Genomic DNA, 21967 nt, shown 5'->3' with positions numbered 1-21967 from the left:
TTGACCTAATAGTATTTCATAATGATCTAATTCATGAAAAAGCTGCTCTAGTTCTATTTTTCCATGACCGAACTCATAGAAATGTAGAGCAGAGTCCTGGGATCAAAGAATCCTTTTTGGTTTATCTTGCTTCTTTAAATGTCTCAAGCTTTTACCAGTAACCAAAAACACTATGCACACAATAGCCCCTTTTAAAATTATAGGAATTACCACAAAAACCTCAAATACTACTGGAAAAGCTGCCGAGGATCTAGGAGCTCTTTGGGGAAGATTTTTTGAAGAGCAGGTTGGAGGAAAAATAGGCGGAAAACTAAGTGAAGATATTTACGCAATCTATACCGATTACGAATCTGACTTCACTGGAGACTATACTTGCCTGATAGGATACCAAGTATCTAGCTTCGAAAATGTAGCCGAAGGCCTTGTTGCGAGAGAATTCGATGGAGGCAGGCATATCAAGTTTGTAGCTGCTGGAAAAATGCCTGAGGCGGTAGTAGAAACTTGGCAGGAAATCTGGGCCAAGGATTCTGAATTAGACAGAAAATTTACTGCTGATTTTGAAGTTTATGGTGCAAAATCTCAGCAAGGAGATAATTCTGAGGTTGATATTTTTATTGCAGTCAAGTAAGAATTCCTGATAGTTTGCCTGCTTAAAAATAGTTGTTGTCTCAGGTTGGGAGTTGCAGATTTCCCACTACCTTAACAGGAATCAGTTACATCATTTCTCAAATGAAACTATGGCAAAGCAACCAGAAGGTAAACCTAAGAACGATAAATCTGCGGCTACCAAAACGTTAAAGGAAAAGCGTGCTGCAAAGGCCGCTAAAAAGGAAAGTAAGAAAAATAATTAGTCAACAAACAGAGGTCACAAGCCTCTGTTTTTTTATGCTAGCCATTTTAACTAAAATAGCCATAGGTGTGGTGAGAGAATTTTACGGCTAAGAAAAATCACCTATATTTGAATCAATTGCACGGGGTGCCTTCCTTTTGGTGAGGCTGAGAAAATACCCGAATTACCTGATTTGGATCATGCCAACGTAGGGATGCTAAAGCCAAAAAACGCCTTTGTTTTCTCTTGGTTGTCTGACCGCAGGAAATGCAGTTAACATTTTTGCAACCTAAAATTCCATATGGAACTCGAGAAAAAGAACTTCGAATTACTGCCTGAAGCGCAGAAAAACTGGCAAAATCGTCCTGAATGGTTTTTCAACCGTGCCCACACAGACACCTATGAGCTTTGGTATGAAGGGCGATACAAGCGCGCCGAAGTTTGGCAAAAGAAGGTCATGGAGCAGTTGGTGTCCAAAGACAAGCGAGTAAAGACACTCTTGGAATTCGGCTGTGGTACTACTCGCTTTACGCGCTGGTGGAAGGAAATCGGCATCAAGGCAACTGGCGGAGATATTTCTCCACTGATGCTTTCGCAGGCTATCCATTTGTTTGATGGTGATTTGGTGATGGCAGATTCCCATCACATGCCTTTCAAGGATCATACCTTTGATTCGCTGGCATTCATCACTACGTTTGAATACTACAAAGATCCTGTGAAAGTGATCCGGGAATCGGCACGTGTTGCCAAATACGGAATAGCGATGGGAATGATGAATCGGAATTCTCCGAAAGTTCTTAGGAGAAGAGTCCAGCAGGTATTTGGTAAAAATCCATTCTACGTTACCGCTACTTTTTACACTCCAGCGACGCTTATCAAGATCATTGAACAAGCATTGGAAGGAAGAGACTACACGATTGAATGGTCCTGCACAGGTCTTCCAAAATGGTTTCCTGTCCAGCAATGGAGCGTTCCCTATGGTGACTTTTTCGGGTTGTACGTCAAACTGAATGATGTAGAATAATGGCAGATCAACTCGGTAAAATCAACTTTCAAGGGTATCAGGATTTACTGGCGGGAAGATTTGGAGCTGCTCGAAAAGAAGTAAAACAAGGCCCAGCCTTTGGTGTAGACGTCGCTATTGCGTCCCTTCCGGGAGGTTTGGCAATGGCAACTACGAGCGATCCACTTTCTTTGATTCCCTCTTTGGGATTGCAGGAGTCCGCCTGGCTCAGTGTTCACCTAATGGCGAATGATATGGCTACGACAGGCTTTGCACCGCAGTACGGTCAGTTTGTTCTGAATTTGCCGGATACACTTTCGAAGAATGATTTCAATACTTATTGGAGTTTTATAGATCAGTATTGCCAGGAAATCGGTGTCGCAATCACAGGTGGGCATACTGGTTTTGTACAGGGACAAAATTCGACTTTTGCCGGAGGCGGTACGTTGATCACTATTGCAAAAGAATCCGAAATGCTTTGCTCCACAGGAGCTCAGGAAGGGGATGTCATTTTGGTGACGAAATCCTCTGCATTAACAGCTACAGCTATATTAGGGATGAGTTTTCCGCAAACTATTAAGCAAAAGCTTGGGATGGAAATTTACCATTCCGCGTGTGAGCAGTTTTACCAAACTTCCTCGCTTCAAGATGCACTTTGCGCAGCTGGAACGGATGAGAAATTCCCGGAAATCCATGCCATGCATGATGTCACTGAAGGGGGAGTTTTGGGAGCTATTTATGAAATGCTTGTTGCATCTGACAAAGGAGGAATAGTAGTCGATGATTTGCTACCCATTGGAAATACGGCCGGAGCAATTGCCCAATTGTTTGACCTAGATCCTCGCTACTGCGTAGGAGCTGGATCGATGATCATGGCTTGCGATCGCAAAAAATCCGATGATCTGATCAAGAGACTTGCTGAAGAAAATATTCTCTGCACCGAAGTGGGAAGAGTGACTGAAAGTATATCTGGTATTCAAATTCAAAAATCAGGAGTCACCTCTCCCCTAGTCTATTTGGAAACTGACCCGTATTGGGCTGCATATTTTAATGCTCTAACAGCTGGATGGAAATGAAAAAGGGAGCCAAAATTAATTCCGGGATTTATTTGGTCATTGATCCTTCAATGGAAGAAAGCCAGCTGATAGAATCACTAGAAAAAGCTATTTCGGCGAAACCTTGTGCACTTCAAATTTGGGATAATTTTCAATCGCCTGAAAAGGTAGCACCTCTTATTTGTAAAATGAAGGCAATCTGTAGAGGATCAGGTATTCCTATTCTCATCAATAATCATCCGGAATGGACAGAGCTGTTTGAATTGGATGGAGTGCATTTTGATGAATTGCCTCCCGATCATTATAAATCTTTTCCTAAATTAAGACAGCAGGGAAAACTCATTGGAGTGACGATCAATAACGACTTTGACCTGATCCAAGATGCTATTCAGGCCAAAGTTGATTACCTCTCCTTTTGCTCCATGTTCCCATCATCCACAGCAAATAGCTGTGATTTGGTGGAGTTCGAGACAGTTCAAAAAACAAGGAAACTCACATCCATCCCAATTTTCCTAGCAGGAGGAATCTCTACCCAAAGCATTGCGCAACTAAAGCCCTTAGAATTTGATGGTATCGCTGTAGTGTCTGGGGTGATGAAAGCTGCAGATCCAGGGAAAGCCATTTCTCAATACCAAAAATTACTTACCGAATTGAAAAAATGAAACTAGAAACGATAGAAAAACTCTGCTGTCCATTTGATAAGCAAGAGTTAACTTTAAAAATAATCCTCAAAGATGCACAAGAAAACATCTTAGAAGGCTGGCTAAACTGTCCAAGTTGCGAGAGAATCTACCCAATCATCAAAGGAATTCCCATCATGAATCCTGATGAGTATAGGGAAGCACACTTGGAGCAGCCAGTATTGGATAGATGGCAAAATCAATTGGAGGGAAGAAAAATTGAAAATTTCCGATTACGATTGATTGAGAATTAAAATTTCATACAGTAAGATTGGGCGAAGTCAAAGCATTTATATGGCTGTTCTGACTTCGCTCAAACTATCAAATATTAATCTTTTTTAACTGTTGTAGTGTCAGGCTTAGCTGGAGGTGTGCTTTTAGGAAAGAATCCTTTCAGCAATTTTTTTGCTTCATCCACCGCTTTGTCTTTTGCTACGTCTACCTGCTTCTCCAGTTCCTTTTTAGCACTATCTTGAGCTACTTCTGATTTAGCTTTTAGTACCATTTTCATACTGTCTTGAGCTGCATTGAACTGATCAGTTGCCTGTGTTTGGAGGTTTTTTGCCTCTCCACTCACTCTGGCTTTTAGTGCATTTGCCAGTAATGTTTCTATACTGTTCCCACCTGCTAGGGAGATTTTTGGGGAATTATACGTTCCTGAAAGGTTCAGAGCCAATGGAATAGTGGTATTTTCATCTGTGGCCGATCCAGTGATAGTAGAGAGTAGTGCATTCGCCTGAGAACCGAATTTCCCTGCGGGAATCTGCATGTTTACCAAGTAATTTATCGAGCCATCAAAACCAGCTGTTCCCTGAACGTTTGCCTGATAATCCCATAGTTTCACATCAAAAGGCTTCACATCCATCACACCATTTTCAATCGAAATTGGAATGGAAATATTCTTGAGTTGTAGCGTATTTACATCTTTCAGCTTGGTTAGGCTGGTTATTCCTTCTAAGATTTTACTGTCTTTCAGAGCTGTTTCGGCCACTTTCAGCAAGCCTTTTCCATCAAGACTGGACAATAATGGCATCATATCCTGTCCCAGTTTGCCGGAGAAATTAAGATCGGAATTGAATTTACCTGTCAAGTTTTGAGCTATTGGTGCAAAAGCTTTTATGGTATTAAATGACTTAAAAGCTTCTGCAATGCTGAGTTCGGAAATGTTTAAGCTGAAATTAAAAGCTGGGGCAGTGAGATCTCTCGGATCATATTTTCCAGCCAAGGCTATCGTACCTCCCATTGTCTTCATAGAGGCATCAGAGAAGCTCAAAACACCATCTTTCAAAGCCATATTTCCTTTCACATCCTTGAGATTCATATTATCGTAGAGCACTTCATTTGCCACCACAGTCATATTGAAATCTATGTTTTTTGGTAGTTCAATGACTGAAAGTTCTGCATTCGTAGTATCAGTAGAGGCCTCTTCACTCATCCATTCATTGACATTGAATCTGCTGCTGTTCATTGTCAGCTGACCATTCAACGTTCCATTTTCTCCCAAGAAGTAATTCATGTAATTGGAGAGATAACCTGTTGCTTGCAGTGGGCTTTCACCAATCTTCGAGTCGAATTCTGTCAAATTAATTCGCTCTGGAGTGAATACAGCTGTTGCTTTAGCGACCTCAACACCCTGCGGCACATCAGTAGAAGAATACTTGAAATTGCTGATATCCATGGTGCCGCGAGTTTCCAGCTGATTGTATTTTTCGGCTTCTACCGCTGCATAAGAACCCTTAGTATTAATATCTGCCTGAATTCTGCCTTCCATAGACATTTCGTCCATCGGGAAAATGGCCAAAATTTTCTTTAAGTCTACTCCACCCTTGATTTCACCATCCCAAATCAGTTTGTCGAAATCCCGGATTTTCATATTTCCGTTGATGGCTTCACCTTCCAACTCAAATCCAAATCTGCTCAAATCAACAACAAAGTCTGTCATACTCCCGCTAGGATTTTGGATTGATGCATTCACATTTAATTTCTCTATTGGAGCAGGATAATCTGCACTTTTCACATAGCCATTAGCTAAAAGCAACTTTGCATTAATCGCAGGGATAATGCCCGCCGCTGAGTCGTACCTGCCTTTTGCGGTAGCATCCACATCCATATTTCCCTTCATAGCGAGCCCTTCAATCGGAAAAATGGAAGTCAATTCCTCCAAGTCCAATTTACCTTTTAGAGCAGCATCTATGGTATAACTTACCAAATCAGATAAAAACAATTTGCCGGAAATAGGATTGCTGCCGAAATCTAAGTTGAATGTAGGAATCGATACGGAGGTATTATCTATGTTGTCCGTCTCATTCTTGACTTGAAGGTCAAGATTTACGTTTTTCACCGGTCTTGGCAAATCTGGGTATTGGAACATTCCGTCTGCCACTTTCAATGAAATATCGAAAGCTGGAAATTTCTGGTCATTGTAAACTCCTTTGATTTTACCATTGAAGTCCATCGTACCGGAAGTTTTCAAACTGGAAAAGCTCTCCGAATAAATTCCAGGAATCAGGGATAAAATACTTTTGAACTCATTGTCTTTGCCTTCGATAACGAAATCCATTTCCATATCATCACTTGGCATAGCCAGATAGCCGCTTAGTCCAAAAAGAAAATCATTCAATTGAAATTCACCCTCTCCAAGCGTGAATTTCATATTCTCCATATCAATATTTAACAGAGTTTCTCCCTTGAACGTTTTGTTGGAGAGGTAGCTGATATCTTCATATGTAATGTCCGCAATGAGGGCTTCCATAGTAATCGGCAGGTCATATACATCTTTGGTGAAATCACCAGAACCTTTAGCATTGATTCCTCCCAAGGCCATAAAATAATCCAGTTGTCTATCGTCGTAGACCAGGTTGAGATTACTGATCTGCATCTCATCCACTCCTATTTTGAAGTTGCTTTCGCTGGCTACCTCAACTGTATCTTCCGAAGGAAAAGTAATATCATAGTTCGCGGTACCATCTTCCAGGACTTTGATGTAAAGATTTCCTCCGTTCAAATGCACTCCGGTAAGTGTAGGGTAATCGTCGAAAAGCACAGATTTTAGATTGAAATCAATCGCAAGCTCGCGAAGCGAAACTAGTGTATCATTTTCAAAAGGAGCATTACCCACAATATCAAAATCCTTGATCCGGGCAGAAACATTTGGGAATCTTCGGAATAGGCTCAAGCTCACGTTGTCAATGTCATAGATGACTTTAGCATTCACAGATTGGGCAATTTCTTGGTCAATTCGGGCTGCGATTTTGTCCTTGAATAGAAAAGGAACGGCGACTGCCGCTGCGATCAAAAATATAAATACACCTAAAATGATGAACAGTGTCTTTTTCATAAATGGGTTTGATTAAGCGTATTGGTGATTTTGCTACTTCATTAAAGATTTCTAGCGGACCTTATATACGCATTTATTGGCCTTTGGAGCTTTATTATTCACAAGATTTAAGCCGTGTATTTTAATAATTCAGATACTTCGAGGTATGCAATTTGGACTCTCTAAAAAAGACATATACTTTTAGATAAGTCTTCAAAAACAACAAGTTATGGGAAACAACCTTCAAGTTCCGGAAAATTACCAAGCAGTAATGCCGTATTTGATCCTCCAAGATGCCGGCACTTTTATCAAATTCGCTAAGCAAGTCTTTGATGCTAAAGTGGCCTTGAAAGAGATGCGAGATAAGGACACTATCATGCATGCGGAGATCAAAATCGGTGATAGCACAGTGATGGTTGCTGAAGCTACCGCTGATTATAAGTCGCAGACTGCAGGATTGTTCGTTTATGTCAAAGATGCCGACGCAGCTTTTGAGTCGGCGTTAGAGTTAGGAAGTGAAATTATTTTGGAGGTTTCGGACAAACCTTATGGGCGTAGCGGGGGAATCAAGGATCCTTTTGGGAATACTTGGTGGATAACTTCAGTAGTTTAAGATCCGGGGAAAGAAATGCCTTTTACACGTCTATAGAGGTTTAGCGCATACTTATCCGTCATTCCTGAGATGAAATCTACCAATGTTCGAAGTAATGGATATGGGTTCACTTCTGCTCCCCAGCCTTTCAGTGGGAAGTCTTCGGGAAGCAAGCGAAGGATACTTTTATCCTTACCAGAGAAATTCTCTGGGGAGTAAAATTGATTGTAAAGTGCTTTAGAGAATACTTCAAGCAAGCCTTCGATTACTTGGAATCCAGCAGCCTCCTTTTCCAAAACTACCTTAGATCGATAGATTTTCTGGACAGACACCTCGGTTATTTTCTGGAGGGCCTTTGCTGAGGGGATTATGTCAGTCAATGCCTTATCAAAATTGCCTTTGCACATACTTTCCTCATAATTGGCAAAGACTTCTACACATTCGCTGATTAACTCCCCAATTGCCAAGGCGCGTAGAGCTCCCAGATTTTGGGCTTCCGTGCGAGGTTCCTTGAGTTTTTTAGGGTCAAACTTTTCCTTGAGAATCGGTGCCAATAGCTTTACTGTTTCATCAAAGCTTACCAAACCCAGTGTACACCCATCTTCCAAGTCGATGATGCTGTAGCATATATCATCGGCTGCTTCTACCAAGAATGCCAAAGGATGGCGGTACCAGCATTCAGGACTGGATTTTTCCATTCCCAATACAGCTCCCATTTGCTCAAAGTCTGTCAACTGATTGATAAAGAAGCCGAATTTCTTCTGGCTTCTTCGTGCAATATCCCGTTGTGCAATCATGCTTGGCCGTGGATATTTGGAAAAAGCCGCTAACGTAGCATAGGTAAGTTTCAGACCAAATTGCTTTGAAACAAGCATTCTGAATCCTTGGGCATTTCCTTCGAAATTGTGTAAATCTGCCAATTGTTCGGTACGAACGTGGGATTCCCAGCATTTTCCTGCAGGATGAAATTTGAAGAAATCGGAAATTGCTTCCTCTCCTGCATGACCAAAAGGAGGATTTCCAATATCATGTGTCAAGGCCGCTGCGGCCACAATTGCCCCGATTTCAAAAGGAGTTATACCCGTTTTTGATAGCTGAGGATACTTTTGTAGAAGCATTTCACCAGCAGCTTTTCCCAATGATCTACCCACGCTTGATACTTCTAGGCTATGGGTAAGTCTTGTATGAACGAAAGCTTGCTCAGGCAATGGAAAGACCTGAGTTTTATCCTGGAGATTTCTAAAAGGTGAAGAAAAAATGATACGATCATAATCTACTTCAAATTCACTTCGGGTTACTTGTGTAGGTATAAATCCCGGATTATCACCAAATCTGCCTCGGGATAGAAGGCGTTCCCATTTCATCATCCCCAAAAATAAGAAGCTCTTCAGACATTACTTTACTATTTGTCATTTTTGAGTTGGCATGGTCATTGGCATTTCCCTGCCACTAAACCAAACTCAACTAGCATGAAAAATATATTTTCTTATCTCTTAATGGCAGGTTTGACTGTTTTTGCAATGTCTTGTTCCTCCGATGATGATAATCCAAATGGAGGGTCTGCGCGCGTTAATATTCTATTAGTGGATGCACCAGCTTCTTACGATGAAGTCTGGGTAGAAGTACTGGCCGTACGTGTCAAGGTAGATGAGGACGGAATAGATGATGATGACATCGATGACGACGATGATTCTTCTTGGGTAGAGATTGTTTATGACCAAAGTCAACCAATTAATCTTTTGGAATTAACAGGGGGTAATAGCGAGCATTTAGGAACAGAAGATTTTCCTGAAGGAAAAATCGATCAGATTAGATTGATACTCGGTGAGGAAAATTATGTAATCAAAAACGGTGAGCGTTTTGAGATGAAAACACCAAGTGCTCAGCAGAGCGGATTGAAAATTAAAGTTGATGAACACATCGAAGGTGGAATGTCTTATGATTTGGTTATCGATTTTGATGCTGCTAAGTCTATCGTAGAAGCCGGAAATTCTGGACAAATTATTCTTAAACCTGTATTGAGAGCATATTTGGATGAGGTATCTACTGGTCTGATGGGACAGGTTCTTCCTTTGGAAGCTCAGCCTGTTAAAGTAACAGCTCAAGGAGAAGGAGAGGAAATGAACACTTTTGTAGATGCAAATGGCAATTATAAAATCACTGGATTGGACAATGGAACTTACTCATTAACATTTACTCCAAATGAGCTATATGCCCCAATTGTTTTAGCAGGAGTGATAGTCGAGGAAGGCAAAATGACTTCAGTTGAACCAATTACCCTGGTTTTAAATTAAGAAGACTAAAAGTACCAAAGGTCAGCTACGGCTGGCCTTTTTTCGTATCTAGGTGTTCTTGATTCCATGTATTGCAAACTTTTGGACTAAATTTACCCTGTGAAAAAACGATACTTTAATCTTTTACCAATTGCCTGTGTGCTTTTTTTGGCTTCATGCGAAGATCCAGATTCCAGCCCCCGTGCTCTTCTCAATCTAATTTTGGTAGATAGTCCAGCCAAATGGGATTCGGTGTTCGTAGAGATCAAAGGAGTAGATATAGAGGTTTTGGCAGAGGGTAGGGAGACTCAGAGTCAGACATTTTTCTTGGAATATAAGTCAGGGGATAAACGTATAAAGGTTAGTGATTTGGTGGGTGGCAATGCACTCTTGCTAGGTAGAAGCGAACTTCCTATTGGTCAGATTATCAATGCGAAAATCATTCTTGGGGATGATCATTCCATGTTTTTCAAAGAGAAGAAATATATCTTACCTCTTTCAGACCCTTCGCAAAACGAGATTTCTTTGGCTACAACAATTGATATTGAAAGAGGCATATCTTATGATATAATCTTGGACTTAGATCTTGAAAAGTCAATTCAGGAAGTAACAGAATCCCCTCTTGCTTATGAACTTGATCCTTCTTTCACGCTTGTGCCTGGTGCAGGGATTGTCGACATCAGCGGCATTTTAAAGCCAGTGTCTCTATATCCAGCGATTTATTTGAGCAACGAAAAGGACACCCTCTCTACCCATACGGATGCCACAGGGAAATACTATTTCAGAGTTCCTGTAGGATCGTATAAGCTCTATTTTGACCCTAAGGATGAACAGTATCAGGACACTACTTTTTCCATAAATATTTTGGAAAGAGAGGATAGTGTACTTGCTCCAATCACGTTTAAGAAAAAACCCTGATGAAAGCTGATGAACTCTACATGCATCGGGCACTTGAGTTGGCGGAATTAGGTCGAGGGAAAGTAAGCCCAAACCCCATGGTAGGTTGTGTGATTGTTCATGAGGATAAAATTATAGGCGAAGGATACCATCAAGAATACGGTAAAGCTCATGCGGAGGTCAATGCCGTGAATTCTGTAAAAAATCAGGAATTACTTGCTGAAGCTACAGTTTATGTGACTTTGGAGCCCTGTGCGCACTTCGGAAAAACACCTCCCTGCGCCAATTTGCTGGTGGAAAAAAAAGTGAAGAAGGTTATTATTGCAGCTTTCGACAGTAATCCACTAGTGGGCGGAAAAGGGATCCAAATTTTGAAAGATGCAGGGATTGTAGTTCAAACGGGTCTTTTAGAACAAGAAGCAAGAATTCAGAACAAGCGGTTTTTTACCCAAATCGAAAAAAAGCGTCCCTACGTGATTTTGAAGTGGGCACAAACGAAAGACGGGTTTGTTGCTAGGGAGGATTACTCTTCCAAGTGGATCACGAATGCTTCCAGCCGTCAGCTCGTGCATAAATGGCGAGCGGAGGAAGACGCGATCATGGTAGGGAAAAATACCGCGAAATACGACGATCCGGCGCTGAATGTGAGAGATTGGGTGGGTAAAAACCCACTTAGACTAGTAATAGATAGCAAACTTGAGCTTCCCAATACACTTAAATTATTTGATGAAGCGGTGCCAACAATTTGTTATAATACACTGAAAACCGAGGAGAAAGGGACATTGGAATTCGTCAAGCTTAATCAAGAGTTTAAGGTTGAGGATATTTTGGAGGATCTTCATCGTAGAAATATTCAAAGTGTAATCATTGAAGGCGGAAGTTTTTTACTGAATAAGTTTCTGTCATCCGAACTTTGGGACGAAGCCCGCGTGTTTACAAGCAGCAATAAATTTGGTAGCGGAATAGCCGCACCAATTCCACCTGCTCCAGTTTCTGAGACTATAGATGTCTTGGAAGATACCTTAAGAATATATCATCATGTCTGAAAGTCTTTATATTCCTGAATCAGCGACTAAAGCTGAGAAGTACGAAGCGATTTTGCCACAGATCGAAGCATTGATCACTGGTGAGCCAGATCTATATGCAAACCTTGCCAATATCTCTGCGGCATTAAAAGAAGCTTTTGACTTCTTTTGGGTTGGGTTTTATTTGGTTAAAGAGAACCAGTTGGTCTTAGGCCCATTCCAAGGCCCTATTGCCTGCACAAGGATTTCCATAGGAAAAGGTGTTTGCGGAACAGCGTGGCAAGAAGCCAAAACAATTCTTGTTCCTGATGTGGATGCTTTCCCGGGACACATTGCTTGCAGTTCGGCTTCCAAGTCGGAGATCGTAGTTCCAGTCTTTAAAGGTGGATTAGTCGCGATTGTACTTGATGTGGATTCCGATCAATTGGATGATTTTGATGCGGTTGATCAGGAGTATCTGGAAAAGTTGATGGGGGTGCTGGGGAGCCAGTTGTGATTTTTTTATTTCCTATTTAGTTTTTAAAGTACACGATACCAGTAACTAATGGAAGCATTCATGTACATCTTGGTTTGTGGAAATGGTTCTTATTATACTGGAAGCACCAAGATTCTTGATTTAAGATAGTAAGAGCATCAGCTCGGCGAAGGTTCTAATTTTACGCGAAAGTAACTTCCCCTCCGCTCAATATAAATTCCGGTGGCCGAGCGAAGTCGAGGCCGACAGTGCCTTTATTATTGCCCAAACAAAATATAGACAATGCAGTATTTCTTTAGATTTGTACTTGCCAAATAGCTAAATAAAATATCCTATTTTTGTATATGTCTGATAAAGAGGAAATAGTAAAAGGTATTGTGGATATGGCCTCTAGGAAATATCCTAAGTCTGAACTATACCTTTTTGGGTCTCAAGCCAATGGAAACTCAAAGGCATTATCAGATTATGATATTCTTGTACTATTAGACTTGGACAAGGTTCCATTATCAAAGGAAATTGCAATTATGGACGATTTTTATGAATTAGAACTTCGCACTGGAGCAGTTATTTCTCCTATTGTATATTCCAAGAGCTATTGGAATAAGACTAGAAAATCTACTCAGCTTTTTGAAAAAATCTCTAACGATGCTATTCGAATAAAATGACAAACTCTAAAAGAGATCTTGTTAATTATCGATTAGCTCGAGCCCATGAAACCTTTGACGATGCTCAGCTTTTGTCTGATAATAATAAATGGAATTCAGCAATTAATAGATTGTATTATGCCGCTTTCTACGCTGTATCAGCTTTAATCATTTCGAAGAATCTTGATTCTCACACGCATAATGGAGTAAAAACTAAATTTTCTGAATTGTTCATTAAAACTGGTAAAGTCGATAAGGAACTGGGAAAAATTTATTCTCAACTTTTTACTTGGAGGCAAAAGGGTGATTATGATGATTTGTTTGATTTTGATAGAGAAACAGTATTTCCTTATATAGAAAAAGTAAAAGCTCTAATTGCTGAAGTAGCCAAGCTTATTCAATAACCCTCTCACAAAACTCCCTCACAATTTTCAAACTTTCTTCCTTTCGCTCGATCATACCGAGATGACCAGTATTTTCGAGTTCAAAATAATCAGTGATAGCTTCTTTGTGCTTTCGACTAGCATCGATTTTTACAGCGCCATCTTCGGTTCCAGCTATCAATAGTTTACTCCCAGAGAAGTTTTTTAGCACCTCAAAACGATCTTTGCGATCACGCATGGCTTTGGTATAAGCAATCAATCCATCTAATGTAGATTGCTTTGCTTGAGCTATTGCTATGTCAATTTCTGCTTGAAATTCATCTCTTTTGTCCTCAGGGATAAGAGGAGGCACAAAGGAAGTAACAAATTTATCCACACCATGCTTCTTCAAAAAAATGATCGTGCGATTTCTCATTCCCTTTTTTTCTTCATCATCTGCAAAAGCTGTGGAATGGAAAAGCCCAACTGCTTTGAGCTTTTTGCCCATTAGCTCTAATAAGGCTAACATTACATATCCGCCTAGTGAGTGACCGATTAAGATGGGATCTTTTATTAAATTCTCCTCCATCCAATCTTCTAGCTGTATTGCAATTTCCTCCAAGGTATTTTGAGAATGTGATAATGGGGATTTTCCGCAGCCTGGCAGGTCAGGACAAATTACTCTGAAATCAGTCGATAATTTTTCCGCAAAATCTCTCCACATTTCTCCGATTTCGCAGAAACCATGAATCAGGACAATAGGTTGACCTTTGCCTTTTTCAAAAAAATGAATACTAGACATTTGTTTAGATAGTTTTAGCAACTTGCGCCAGCTCTCTCACTGCATTTGCAATTCCTTCCGGGTCAAATCCACATTCTTTGTGTAGTTGTTCTTGCTCACCATGCTCAATGACATCATCGGGAATCCCGAGACGCTTCACTTGTGCTTGGTAGCCATGATCAATCATCCACTCGATCACTGCTGATCCAAATCCACCCATCAGGCACCCATCTTCTACTGTGATTACCTTTTTGAATTTGCCAAAAATCTCATGAAGTAGTTCTCCATCCAGAGGCTTCACGAAACGCATATCGTATTGAGCAGGGTTTAAACCCTCTTTTGCAAGTTTTTCACAAGCTTCCACCGCATAATTACCGATATGGCCAATCGTTAGGATTGCGATTTCTTCGCCTTCTTTTACGATTCTACCTTGGCCTACAGGTATTGCCTCAAAAGGAGTTTTCCATTCAGGCATGACGCCTTTTCCTCTTGGATATCGGATAGAATAAGGTCCATTATGAATAGAGGCCGAATACATCATGTTTCGAAGTTCCTCCTCATTCATTGGCGCCGAAACAACCAAGTTTGGCACACATCGGAAATATGCAATATCATAAGCTCCGTGGTGTGTAGGACCATCAGCTCCTGCAAATCCTGCTCTATCCAAGCAAAGAACAACAGGCAGATTCTGCAAACACACGTCATGAACTACCTGATCGTATGCACGCTGCATGAACGTAGAATAAATATTACAAAAAGGAACCAGTCCTTGAGTAGCCAAGCCAGCTGAGAAAGTCACCGCGTGCTGCTCTGCGATCCCCACATCAAATGCACGATTAGGCATCGCTTTCATCATGATATTCATTGATGAGCCGGAAGGCATCGCAGGAGTTACTCCCATGATTCTATCGTCCATTTCCGCCAATTCCACTAAGGTATGCCCGAAAACATCTTGGTATTTTGGTGCCTGAGGAGTAGTTGGAGTCGTTTTATAAATCTCTCCAGTTACCTTATCGAAGGCTCCTGGCGCATGCCAAGTTGTTTGATTACCCTTTTCCGCAGGCTCATATCCTTTTCCTTTCATCGTTACACAATGAAGGATTTTTGGTCCTGGAATATCTTTGAGATCCTTTAGCACTTCTGCTAAATGATTGACGTCATGTCCATCAACTGGTCCGAAATAGCGGAGATTTAATGATTCAAATAAGTTGCTTTGATTCAGCAGAGCTGATTTGATTCCCCCTTCTACTTTGGAAATTACATCCTGAGCACTTGTTCCGAATTTGCTCAGTTTGCCCAAAATCTTCCAAACTTCATCCTTTGCCTTATTGTAGGTTTTGGAAGTGGTAATATCTGTCAGATAATCTTTTAGCGCACCGACATTTGGATCGATGGCCATGCAATTATCATTCAATACGATAATCAGATTCGTATCAGCGACACCAGCATGGTTCATGGCTTCGAAAGCCATTCCGCCTGTCATAGAGCCATCTCCGATTACGGCGACGTGCTGCTTTTGTGTTAGCCCTTTGTATTGGGAAGCGACTGCCATGCCTAAAGCAGCTGAAATAGATGTACTGGAGTGGCCTACGCCGAATGTATCGTATTCACTTTCTTTCCTTTTTGGAAAACCGGAAAGTCCTCCATAAAGACGGTTAGTATGAAAGCGATCTTTTCTTTCAGTGAGGATTTTATGTCCGTATGCCTGATGTCCGACATCCCAGACCAACTGGTCTTCGGGAGTATTCAATACATAGTGCAGGGCAACTGTAAGCTCCACTACGCCAAGACTAGCACTGAAATGACCACCATAAACCGATACATTATCGATAATAAACTGTCTAAGTTCATCACAGATTTGTACCAGTTTTTCCTTAGGAAATTTCTTAAGGTCAGCGGGACTATTTATTTGAGCTAATAATTCTCCTGGTTTAATGAGCATTTTACAGCGGAAATGTGTTCAAAGAAGATAACAACAACTATGCTTCTTTGTTTTTCTAATCTAATAAATTGAGACAAAAGGGACTACCTCTTTCTCCGGCCGTTTCCAATTAATTTAGCTTAATTGAATATCTTTGGCTAGTAACGTTGGCAAAATTAACCAATAATTTAGATATCCTTTGAGTTTCGAAATCAAATTACCACTCTTCGAAGGTCCTTTTGACCTGATGCTCTTTTTCATTGAGCGTGATGAATTGGATATTTATGACATTCCCATCTCCAAGATTACCAATGACTTTCTTGATTATGTTCATCAAATGGAGCAAATGGAAATGGAGGTTGCCAGTGATTTTATCCTCTTTGCGGCTACACTGATGAAGATAAAATCAAGAATGTTGTTGCCTAGGCCTGAGCTAGATGAAGCAGGTGAAGAAATAGATCCCCGTGAAGAATTGATCCGAAATCTACTGGAATATAAAAAGTATAAATCTGTCATCGAGGAACTTTCTAGCATGGAAGAGGTTGAGATGTCTAAGGAAAAGCGGGGAAATATTGCTGCAGAACTGAAATCGCTGAGCAAGGTGGATGACGTGGATGCTGAAATGCAGGATATGGATTTATACAAATTGCTGAAGGTGTTTCAGCGCACGATGGCCAAAATGGCTGCTCGTGTAGATGAAACCAAACACACCGTAATCCAGTATCCTTATACTATTGCCCAGCAAAAAGACTTTGTGTTGGAGAAAATCAGTTTTAAAAAGCAAGTGCCTTTTGAAGAATTTATTACCTACAAACCAGATAAGATTTTTGTGATATATACCTTTCTGGCAATCTTGGAATTGCTACAACTTTCTATGGTAACCATCGTGATTGGAGAAGGCTTCAACAACTTTTGGGTGGAAAAGACGGAGCCAATTGAGATTGCCTAGTATGAAATCGAGCATGTCGCAAGCGTTAAACACCCATTTATTTCTTCTCGATACAGGATTCCATCTGTCTATAAAAAAGCAACCAAACAGATGAAATTGGACAACAAAAAGATCTTTCAAACTCTCAATCCCAATAAAATCTGGGTGCCGGTAATTATTGGCCTGGCCATTGTTTTTGGCATGTTCTATTTCGATCCTTCGGTAAATAAGGACTCTCTCAGTGGGATTTTTGACGCATCTATTCCTTGGGTTATTTTGGCAGTCTTGGTTATTTTATTTCGTGATGCAGGCTATGTGTATCGAATCCGAGAAATCACCGATCGGCATTTGACATGGAAGAGGTCCATTTATGTGATTATACTGTGGGAGTTTGCTTCAGCTGTTACTCCCTCCGTAGTCGGTGGGACCGCCGTCGCAATTTTCATTTTGAATAAAGAAGGAATAAAACTTGGTAAAGCCATTGCCTACGTGATGGTGACCGCTATTCTGGACAATTTATTCTTCGTAATAGGCGCTCCGATTATACTGTTTTTTGCAAAGGGAAACATCTTTCCTGAGAGCAAATTATTGGAAATGCATCTTGAGAATAGCATGGAGGCCATATTCTGGATTTCCTATTCGCTCTATGCTTCCTATAGCATAGTGATGGCTGCGGCTTTATTCTACAGACCAAGAGTTTTTAAATGGGTTCTAATTAAGATATTTTCTATCAAATGGCTCCGCAAATGGAAGCATGATGCCGATGAATATGGTAATCAGATCATTGAGGCTTCTCGGGAGCTTTCTGGAAAAAAGCTGAATTATTGGCTTCCAATCATCCTAGCTACGATCTTTATCTGGAGCTCTCGATACTTGATGCTCAATGCACTTATTTCGGCATTTGTGCCCTTAGCGGCATTTGAGCATGTGATCGTTTTTGCACGACAAGTGATCATGTGGATCGTGATGATGATCTCTCCTACACCTGGAAGCAGTGGAACTGCAGAGTTTTTCTTCGGCCAATTCTTCACTGAATTTTTGAACAATTATACCTTTGTCACTAGCATTTTGTGGAGGCTACTATCCTACTATCCATATTTGATTTTGGGAGCATTTTTTCTTCCTCGTTGGGTGAAACAAGTGTTTTTCAAGAAAAAGAAAAATAAAATAAACCCGGAGCAAGATGTTTCAGGAAGTTAGTCAAGAACAAATCAAAGCAATCACTGAAGGAACTCTGCTCAATAGAAATGAAGAGCTTTTAATTTCTCAAATCTCTATTGACTCCAGACAAATTCTTCATCCAGAAAAAACGCTCTTTGTAGCGCTCAGGGGGGCAAAGGCTGACGGAGCTGATTTTATTCCGCAATTAGCTGAGTTAGGAGTAAAGACTTTTTTGGTTCATCAAGATTTTGAGGTAAAAACATTGCCTGACATTTGCTTCATTAAGGTGACTGATACCAGAAGAGCCGTACAATTATTAGCTAGATTCCAGAGATCTCTATTTAAAAATCCTGTTGTAAGCATCACTGGGAGCAACGGAAAGACTATTGTAAAAGAATGGCTAGGACAGATTTTGGGACAAAAGTATGCTGTCGCTAAAAGCCCGAAAAGTTACAATTCGCAGGTAGGTGTTCCACTTTCCATCTTCGGAATTGAGTCCTATCATCAAGTGGCGATTCTGGAAGCAGGGATTTCCAAGGCTGGAGAAATGGCAGCTTTGGAAGAAATGATCAAGCCGGATTTGGGGATTTTTACCAATCTCGGAACAGCACATCAGGAAGGGTTTGAAAGCTTGATTTCTAAGCTCCGGGAGAAGCTTTCACTTTTTTCTGATTCCAATTTTCTGATTTACCGTAAGGATCAAACTGAGGTTTCAGCACAAGTCGAATCCATTTTCTCATCGGATAAACTCATCGGCTGGTCAGATAGGGCTGGTGCAGAATTTACCAGATCTGTGAAGATTAAGATAAATGGAGCTCGCCTGATTTTGATGAAATCTGACTTGAGTACGCATACCTTTCAGGTACCGTTTACCGATGTAGCTTCGCTGGAAAATATTACGCATGTGATCGTGGCGGCGATGACCTTGGGACTAAGTGCCGAGTCTATCCAAGAAGGAATTGAGCACTTGAAGTCGGTGGATATGCGGCTCACGCTGAAGCCTGGAGTAAATGATTCGCTTCTGATTGACGATACCTACAATAATGACCTAGCAGGGCTGAAAGTCGCGTTGGACTTTATGCAGCAGCAAAGATCTAAGCGGCGAAAAATATTGATCTTGTCCGATTTGCTTCAGCAAGGTTCACCGGAGAAAATTTATGAAGAAGTAATTGAGTTAATAAAAAAGTATCAATTCGATCAGATATTTGGAGTTGGTAAAGAGATTTTCTATCTGAAAAAAGAATTCCATAAGTCCTTCATTGGCTTCAGTTCTACTGCAGAGCTCTTAGCGAGTTTGGATCCCGAGACTTTTGCGAATGATATGATTTTGATCACTGGAGCACGTGTTTTTGGTTTTGAGGAAGTGGTCAATCGGCTTCAGCAGCGAATTCACGGGACTACTTTGGAGATCAATCTGAATGCGCTGACACATAATTATAATTTCTACAAAAAACTTCTTTCCCCAAAAACCAAAGTGATGGTGATGGTGAAGGCTTTTGCATACGGAGGTGGAGCTGTGGAAATCGCCAATCAAATCCAGACCATGGGTGCAGATTACCTCGGTGTTGCTTTTTCTGATGAAGGAGTTGCTTTGCGAAAACAGGGTATTAAACTCCCGATAATGGTGCTTAATACCATGGAAGAATCGTTTGGACTTTGTAGTGAGTTTGATTTAGAACCGGTAGTATTTAGTCCTGAGTTTTTTGAGAGTTTGGCGTCTTGGTGTACCATTCATCAGAAGACCATGCGAATTCATCTTGATATGGACACGGGGATGCATCGACTGGGCTTTGAGAGAAATCAGTTAAATGTATTGAAAGGCTTAATTCAAGCAAATCCACAATTGGAGGTTGCCTCTATTTATACTCATTTGGTCGGAGCGGATGAGGAGATTCATCAAGAATTCTCCTTATCTCAATTGAAGACTTTCGAAGAAATGAAAAACGAAATTCTTCAGGTGATCGCATATAAACCCATAATCCATGCACTCAATTCTGCTGGAATCGTTGCGTTTCCAGACTTTCAATTCGACATGGTGAGGTTGGGAATTGGCTTATACGGAGTTGAAGTGACAGGAAAACATGTGTTATCCTTACGTCCAATCAGCACCTTAAAAACTACAATTTCTCAAATAAAAATTCTTGAACCAGGAGAAACCATTGGGTATTCGAGAAAGGGCATTCTGGCCTCTGGAGGTAAAATAGCTACCCTAGCGCTTGGGTATGCTGATGGTTACGATCGCCGGTTCAGCAATGGAAAAGGCTATGTGCTAATCAAAGGACAAAAAGCTCCTGTGATCGGGAATGTCTGTATGGACATGTGCATGGTGGATGTGAGCGGAATGGACGTGAAAGCTGGAGATGAAGCTATTGTATATGGCGAGAAAATCTCGTTGAAAGAGCTTGCCGATCAGATCGGTACGATCCCATATGAGCTGCTGACCAATATTAGCACCCGAGTAAAGCGTATTTATTACCTAGATTAGGGTTGGTTTTGGCTTCTAAATTTTTCTAAATTCCCCTATGAAACTCACCAAAAAGCGCCTTGCTCATATCGTATTTGAGTCTGATGATTGGGCTTCGAAGACCTTCGATATTGTACTCTTATTTATGATTTTCGGGAGTATTTTCGTGGCAATTTTAGACTCGGTCGGCAGCCTACGAGCCAGATACGGAGAGGTCTTTTTGATTTTAGAATGGGTATTTACCATTCTGTTTACCATTGAATATTTTCTTAGGGTTTGGCTATCTCGCAAGCCTAGCGGGTATATTTTCAGCTTTTTTGGTGTGGTAGATTTGCTAGCGATTTTGCCTTCTTACCTCAGTTTCTTCGTGCTCAATTCTCAGCTTTTTACTGTGGTGAGAGCATTGCGTCTCTTGCGGGTGATCCGGATTTTGAAACTTGGTCGCTACGTGGCTGAGGCGGAGTATTTAACTAAATCGCTAAGATCCAGTTCCCATAAGATCTTGATTTTCATTGGGTTTGTAGTAACTATTGTGCTGATCATGGGTACATTCATGTTTATCATCGAAGGGCCTCAGCACGGTTTTACTAGTATTCCCATTGGGATGTATTGGGCTATAGTGACTTTGACGACGGTGGGTTTTGGAGACATTTATCCAGTGACCCCTCTTGGACAATTGGTTTCGTCGCTTATTATGCTGTTGGGTTATGCAATAATTGCTGTGCCTACTGGGATTGTTTCTTCAGAAATGGCGGCGCAGAAAAGGAAGGACGAGAAACTGTTAGAAAATAACAGTTGCCCAAAATGCAGATTTAGTCCAATTCATGCCGCCGATAACTACTGCAAAAATTGTGGAGAAAAGCTGTTCTAATCTCCAAGCTTTAGAAAATCTTGTATGTTTTTTATTTTCCCAAAAAGCAGCAATATATCCTCATTCTCGAATTTGTATTCTGGAGTCACTACTCCAATCACGTTTTTGTGTGGCGTATTTATTCCTAAAAGATTTTTTCGCTGCTCAATTTTAATAATCGTAAGGATATTGAGATAAAATTCTTTTCTGATGTCAGCTGCTGCCACAGTCATTCCCACATATCGGCTAGGCACTTTCACTTCTACGATGTTATATTCATCTGAGATCTCCAGTGAATCCAAAACTCCTTTCATTTCCAGACGCTTGGAAAGTCGGTCTGCAGTTTCTTCTTCGGGATGGATGATTTCATCTACGCCGATGGCCTGAATTACTGTTTCGTGTAGTTGGTTGATCGCTCGCGCGATGATACGATTGGACTTTAGTTGCTTAAAAATAGCTGTGCTCATGATAGAAGCCCCGATATCCTCACCTATCGCTATGATGACGACATCTGTGTCCTTTAAGGGGAGGTTTTTTACGGCTGCCTGATCTGTGGCATCCATTACGATGGAGTGTGTGATGCTATCCTTGATCAATTCTATCCGACTTTCACTGGAGTCCACTCCAATGACTTCATGACCGAGATTAGTCAAGCGCTTGGCTAGATAGCCTCCGAAATTTCCAATTCCTACTATTATATATTTCATGTCT

The 21967-nt window shown here is 40.9% G+C and carries 21 protein-coding genes and 1 riboswitch; of the genes, 16 read left to right on the top strand and 5 right to left on the bottom strand.

The genetic code is table 11. From position 1 onward, the window contains the following. Positions 1–172: 172 nt before the first annotated feature. From AACZ87_RS12265 to AACZ87_RS12245, 5 genes are all read left to right on the top strand, one after another. Positions 173–628 carry a GyrI-like domain-containing protein gene (locus AACZ87_RS12265; RefSeq protein WP_339867532.1) on the top strand — a complete coding sequence of 152 codons (456 nt, stop codon included), beginning with the start codon at positions 173–175 and terminating at the stop codon, positions 626–628. A 334-nt stretch (positions 629–962) separates the two neighbouring features. Then, positions 963–1061: riboswitch (TPP riboswitch) on the top strand. A gap of 69 nt (positions 1062–1130) precedes the next feature. Continuing rightward, positions 1131–1853 carry a class I SAM-dependent methyltransferase gene (locus AACZ87_RS12260; RefSeq protein WP_339867530.1) on the top strand — a complete coding sequence of 241 codons (723 nt, stop codon included), beginning with the start codon at positions 1131–1133 and terminating at the stop codon, positions 1851–1853. After that, positions 1853–2908, top strand: a complete 1056-nt coding sequence (locus tag AACZ87_RS12255; RefSeq protein ID WP_339867528.1) for an AIR synthase-related protein — start codon at positions 1853–1855, stop codon at positions 2906–2908. Before AACZ87_RS12260 ends, AACZ87_RS12255 begins: the two co-directional genes overlap by 1 nt. Further along, the gene (locus AACZ87_RS12250; RefSeq protein WP_339867526.1) at positions 2905–3549 is read left to right on the top strand and encodes a thiamine phosphate synthase; all 645 of its coding nucleotides are present in this window, start codon (positions 2905–2907) and stop codon (positions 3547–3549) included. The genes AACZ87_RS12255 and AACZ87_RS12250 overlap by 4 nt, the downstream gene beginning before the upstream one ends. Beyond that, positions 3546–3821 (top strand): Trm112 family protein, encoded by a 276-nt coding sequence (locus tag AACZ87_RS12245; RefSeq protein WP_339867524.1) that lies wholly within the window; start codon positions 3546–3548, stop codon positions 3819–3821. Before AACZ87_RS12250 ends, AACZ87_RS12245 begins: the two co-directional genes overlap by 4 nt. Positions 3822–3895: 74 nt before the next feature. On the opposite strand, the gene AACZ87_RS12240 is transcribed toward AACZ87_RS12245, so the two are convergent. Further along, positions 3896–6904 (bottom strand): AsmA-like C-terminal region-containing protein, encoded by a 3009-nt coding sequence (locus tag AACZ87_RS12240; RefSeq protein ID WP_339867522.1) that lies wholly within the window; start codon positions 6902–6904, stop codon positions 3896–3898. A gap of 208 nt (positions 6905–7112) precedes the next feature. Here AACZ87_RS12240 and AACZ87_RS12235 point away from each other — a divergent pair, with 208 nt between their 5' ends. Next, the gene (locus tag AACZ87_RS12235; protein ID WP_339867520.1) at positions 7113–7496 is read left to right on the top strand and encodes a VOC family protein; all 384 of its coding nucleotides are present in this window, start codon (positions 7113–7115) and stop codon (positions 7494–7496) included. Here the strand turns inward: AACZ87_RS12235 and dgt are convergent. Beyond that, positions 7493–8839 carry a dGTP triphosphohydrolase gene (gene dgt, locus AACZ87_RS12230; protein ID WP_339867733.1) on the bottom strand — a complete coding sequence of 449 codons (1347 nt, stop codon included), beginning with the start codon at positions 8837–8839 and terminating at the stop codon, positions 7493–7495. The genes AACZ87_RS12235 and dgt overlap by 4 nt on opposite strands. Before the next feature lie 105 nt (positions 8840–8944). Here dgt and AACZ87_RS12225 point away from each other — a divergent pair, with 105 nt between their 5' ends. The 6 genes from AACZ87_RS12225 to AACZ87_RS12200 all read left to right on the top strand — a co-directional run bounded on the left by AACZ87_RS12225 (position 8945) and on the right by AACZ87_RS12200 (position 13193). Further along, positions 8945–9769 (top strand): DUF4382 domain-containing protein, encoded by an 825-nt coding sequence (locus tag AACZ87_RS12225; protein ID WP_339867518.1) that lies wholly within the window; start codon positions 8945–8947, stop codon positions 9767–9769. A gap of 99 nt (positions 9770–9868) precedes the next feature. Beyond that, positions 9869–10666, top strand: coding sequence for a DUF4382 domain-containing protein (locus tag AACZ87_RS12220; protein WP_339867516.1), 798 nt, complete (start codon positions 9869–9871; stop codon positions 10664–10666). Beyond that, a complete protein-coding gene (gene ribD / locus AACZ87_RS12215; RefSeq protein ID WP_339867514.1) occupies positions 10666–11691 on the top strand; it encodes a bifunctional diaminohydroxyphosphoribosylaminopyrimidine deaminase/5-amino-6-(5-phosphoribosylamino)uracil reductase RibD in 1026 nt (341 codons plus the stop codon). Before AACZ87_RS12220 ends, ribD begins: the two co-directional genes overlap by 1 nt. After that, entirely contained in the window at positions 11684–12166 is a 483-nt protein-coding gene (locus AACZ87_RS12210) for a GAF domain-containing protein (protein WP_339867512.1), read from the top strand. Before ribD ends, AACZ87_RS12210 begins: the two co-directional genes overlap by 8 nt. Positions 12167–12489: 323 nt before the next feature. After that, positions 12490–12810 carry a nucleotidyltransferase domain-containing protein gene (locus AACZ87_RS12205; RefSeq protein WP_339867510.1) on the top strand — a complete coding sequence of 107 codons (321 nt, stop codon included), beginning with the start codon at positions 12490–12492 and terminating at the stop codon, positions 12808–12810. Next, positions 12807–13193 carry a HEPN domain-containing protein gene (locus AACZ87_RS12200; RefSeq protein ID WP_339867508.1) on the top strand — a complete coding sequence of 129 codons (387 nt, stop codon included), beginning with the start codon at positions 12807–12809 and terminating at the stop codon, positions 13191–13193. Before AACZ87_RS12205 ends, AACZ87_RS12200 begins: the two co-directional genes overlap by 4 nt. Here the strand turns inward: AACZ87_RS12200 and AACZ87_RS12195 are convergent. After that, positions 13183–13953: an alpha/beta hydrolase gene (locus AACZ87_RS12195; RefSeq protein ID WP_339867506.1), complete on the bottom strand. Its 771-nt coding sequence runs from the start codon at positions 13951–13953 to the stop codon at positions 13183–13185. The genes AACZ87_RS12200 and AACZ87_RS12195 overlap by 11 nt on opposite strands. A 4-nt stretch (positions 13954–13957) precedes the next feature. Next, positions 13958–15874, bottom strand: a complete 1917-nt coding sequence (gene dxs, locus AACZ87_RS12190) for a 1-deoxy-D-xylulose-5-phosphate synthase (protein ID WP_339867504.1) — start codon at positions 15872–15874, stop codon at positions 13958–13960. A gap of 178 nt (positions 15875–16052) precedes the next feature. Here dxs and AACZ87_RS12185 point away from each other — a divergent pair, with 178 nt between their 5' ends. The 4 genes from AACZ87_RS12185 (at position 16053) to AACZ87_RS12170 (ending at position 21277) form a co-directional block, all read left to right on the top strand. Continuing rightward, positions 16053–16802: a segregation/condensation protein A gene (locus AACZ87_RS12185; RefSeq protein ID WP_339867502.1), complete on the top strand. Its 750-nt coding sequence runs from the start codon at positions 16053–16055 to the stop codon at positions 16800–16802. Positions 16803–16892: 90 nt separating this feature from the next. Then, on the top strand, positions 16893–17981 hold the full coding sequence (locus AACZ87_RS12180) for a lysylphosphatidylglycerol synthase transmembrane domain-containing protein (protein WP_339867500.1): 1089 nt from the start codon (positions 16893–16895) through the stop codon (positions 17979–17981). Further along, a complete protein-coding gene (locus AACZ87_RS12175) occupies positions 17965–20427 on the top strand; it encodes a bifunctional UDP-N-acetylmuramoyl-tripeptide:D-alanyl-D-alanine ligase/alanine racemase (protein ID WP_339867498.1) in 2463 nt (820 codons plus the stop codon). Before AACZ87_RS12180 ends, AACZ87_RS12175 begins: the two co-directional genes overlap by 17 nt. A 37-nt stretch (positions 20428–20464) precedes the next feature. Then, positions 20465–21277, top strand: a complete 813-nt coding sequence (locus tag AACZ87_RS12170) for an ion transporter (RefSeq protein WP_339867496.1) — start codon at positions 20465–20467, stop codon at positions 21275–21277. On the opposite strand, the gene AACZ87_RS12165 is transcribed toward AACZ87_RS12170, so the two are convergent. Next, the gene (locus AACZ87_RS12165; protein ID WP_339867494.1) at positions 21274–21963 is read right to left on the bottom strand and encodes a TrkA family potassium uptake protein; all 690 of its coding nucleotides are present in this window, start codon (positions 21961–21963) and stop codon (positions 21274–21276) included. The two genes, AACZ87_RS12170 and AACZ87_RS12165, sit on opposite strands and share 4 nt — an antisense overlap. Positions 21964–21967 lie beyond the last annotated feature (4 nt).

The sequence above is a fragment of the uncultured Algoriphagus sp. genome (assembly GCF_963974365.1).
Lineage (GTDB): Bacteria > Bacteroidota > Bacteroidia > Cytophagales > Cyclobacteriaceae > Algoriphagus.
Note: the sequence above shows the minus strand (reverse complement) of the source record. Positions and strands in the feature narration are given on the sequence as shown.

Coding starts and splice junctions, on each gene's coding strand:
- AACZ87_RS12265 (WP_339867532.1), top strand. CDS start 173: ATGCACACAATAGCCCCTTTTAAAATTATAGGAATTACCACAAAAACC.
- AACZ87_RS12260 (WP_339867530.1), top strand. CDS start 1,131: ATGGAACTCGAGAAAAAGAACTTCGAATTACTGCCTGAAGCGCAGAAA.
- AACZ87_RS12255 (WP_339867528.1), top strand. CDS start 1,853: ATGGCAGATCAACTCGGTAAAATCAACTTTCAAGGGTATCAGGATTTA.
- AACZ87_RS12250 (WP_339867526.1), top strand. CDS start 2,905: ATGAAAAAGGGAGCCAAAATTAATTCCGGGATTTATTTGGTCATTGAT.
- AACZ87_RS12245 (WP_339867524.1), top strand. CDS start 3,546: ATGAAACTAGAAACGATAGAAAAACTCTGCTGTCCATTTGATAAGCAA.
- AACZ87_RS12240 (WP_339867522.1), bottom strand. CDS start 6,904: ATGAAAAAGACACTGTTCATCATTTTAGGTGTATTTATATTTTTGATC.
- AACZ87_RS12235 (WP_339867520.1), top strand. CDS start 7,113: ATGGGAAACAACCTTCAAGTTCCGGAAAATTACCAAGCAGTAATGCCG.
- dgt (WP_339867733.1), bottom strand. CDS start 8,839: ATGAAATGGGAACGCCTTCTATCCCGAGGCAGATTTGGTGATAATCCG.
- AACZ87_RS12225 (WP_339867518.1), top strand. CDS start 8,945: ATGAAAAATATATTTTCTTATCTCTTAATGGCAGGTTTGACTGTTTTT.
- ribD (WP_339867514.1), top strand. CDS start 10,666: ATGAAAGCTGATGAACTCTACATGCATCGGGCACTTGAGTTGGCGGAA.
- AACZ87_RS12210 (WP_339867512.1), top strand. CDS start 11,684: ATGTCTGAAAGTCTTTATATTCCTGAATCAGCGACTAAAGCTGAGAAG.
- AACZ87_RS12205 (WP_339867510.1), top strand. CDS start 12,490: ATGTCTGATAAAGAGGAAATAGTAAAAGGTATTGTGGATATGGCCTCT.
- AACZ87_RS12200 (WP_339867508.1), top strand. CDS start 12,807: ATGACAAACTCTAAAAGAGATCTTGTTAATTATCGATTAGCTCGAGCC.
- AACZ87_RS12195 (WP_339867506.1), bottom strand. CDS start 13,953: ATGTCTAGTATTCATTTTTTTGAAAAAGGCAAAGGTCAACCTATTGTC.
- dxs (WP_339867504.1), bottom strand. CDS start 15,874: ATGCTCATTAAACCAGGAGAATTATTAGCTCAAATAAATAGTCCCGCT.
- AACZ87_RS12180 (WP_339867500.1), top strand. CDS start 16,893: ATGAAATTGGACAACAAAAAGATCTTTCAAACTCTCAATCCCAATAAA.
- AACZ87_RS12175 (WP_339867498.1), top strand. CDS start 17,965: ATGTTTCAGGAAGTTAGTCAAGAACAAATCAAAGCAATCACTGAAGGA.
- AACZ87_RS12170 (WP_339867496.1), top strand. CDS start 20,465: ATGAAACTCACCAAAAAGCGCCTTGCTCATATCGTATTTGAGTCTGAT.
- AACZ87_RS12165 (WP_339867494.1), bottom strand. CDS start 21,963: ATGAAATATATAATAGTAGGAATTGGAAATTTCGGAGGCTATCTAGCC.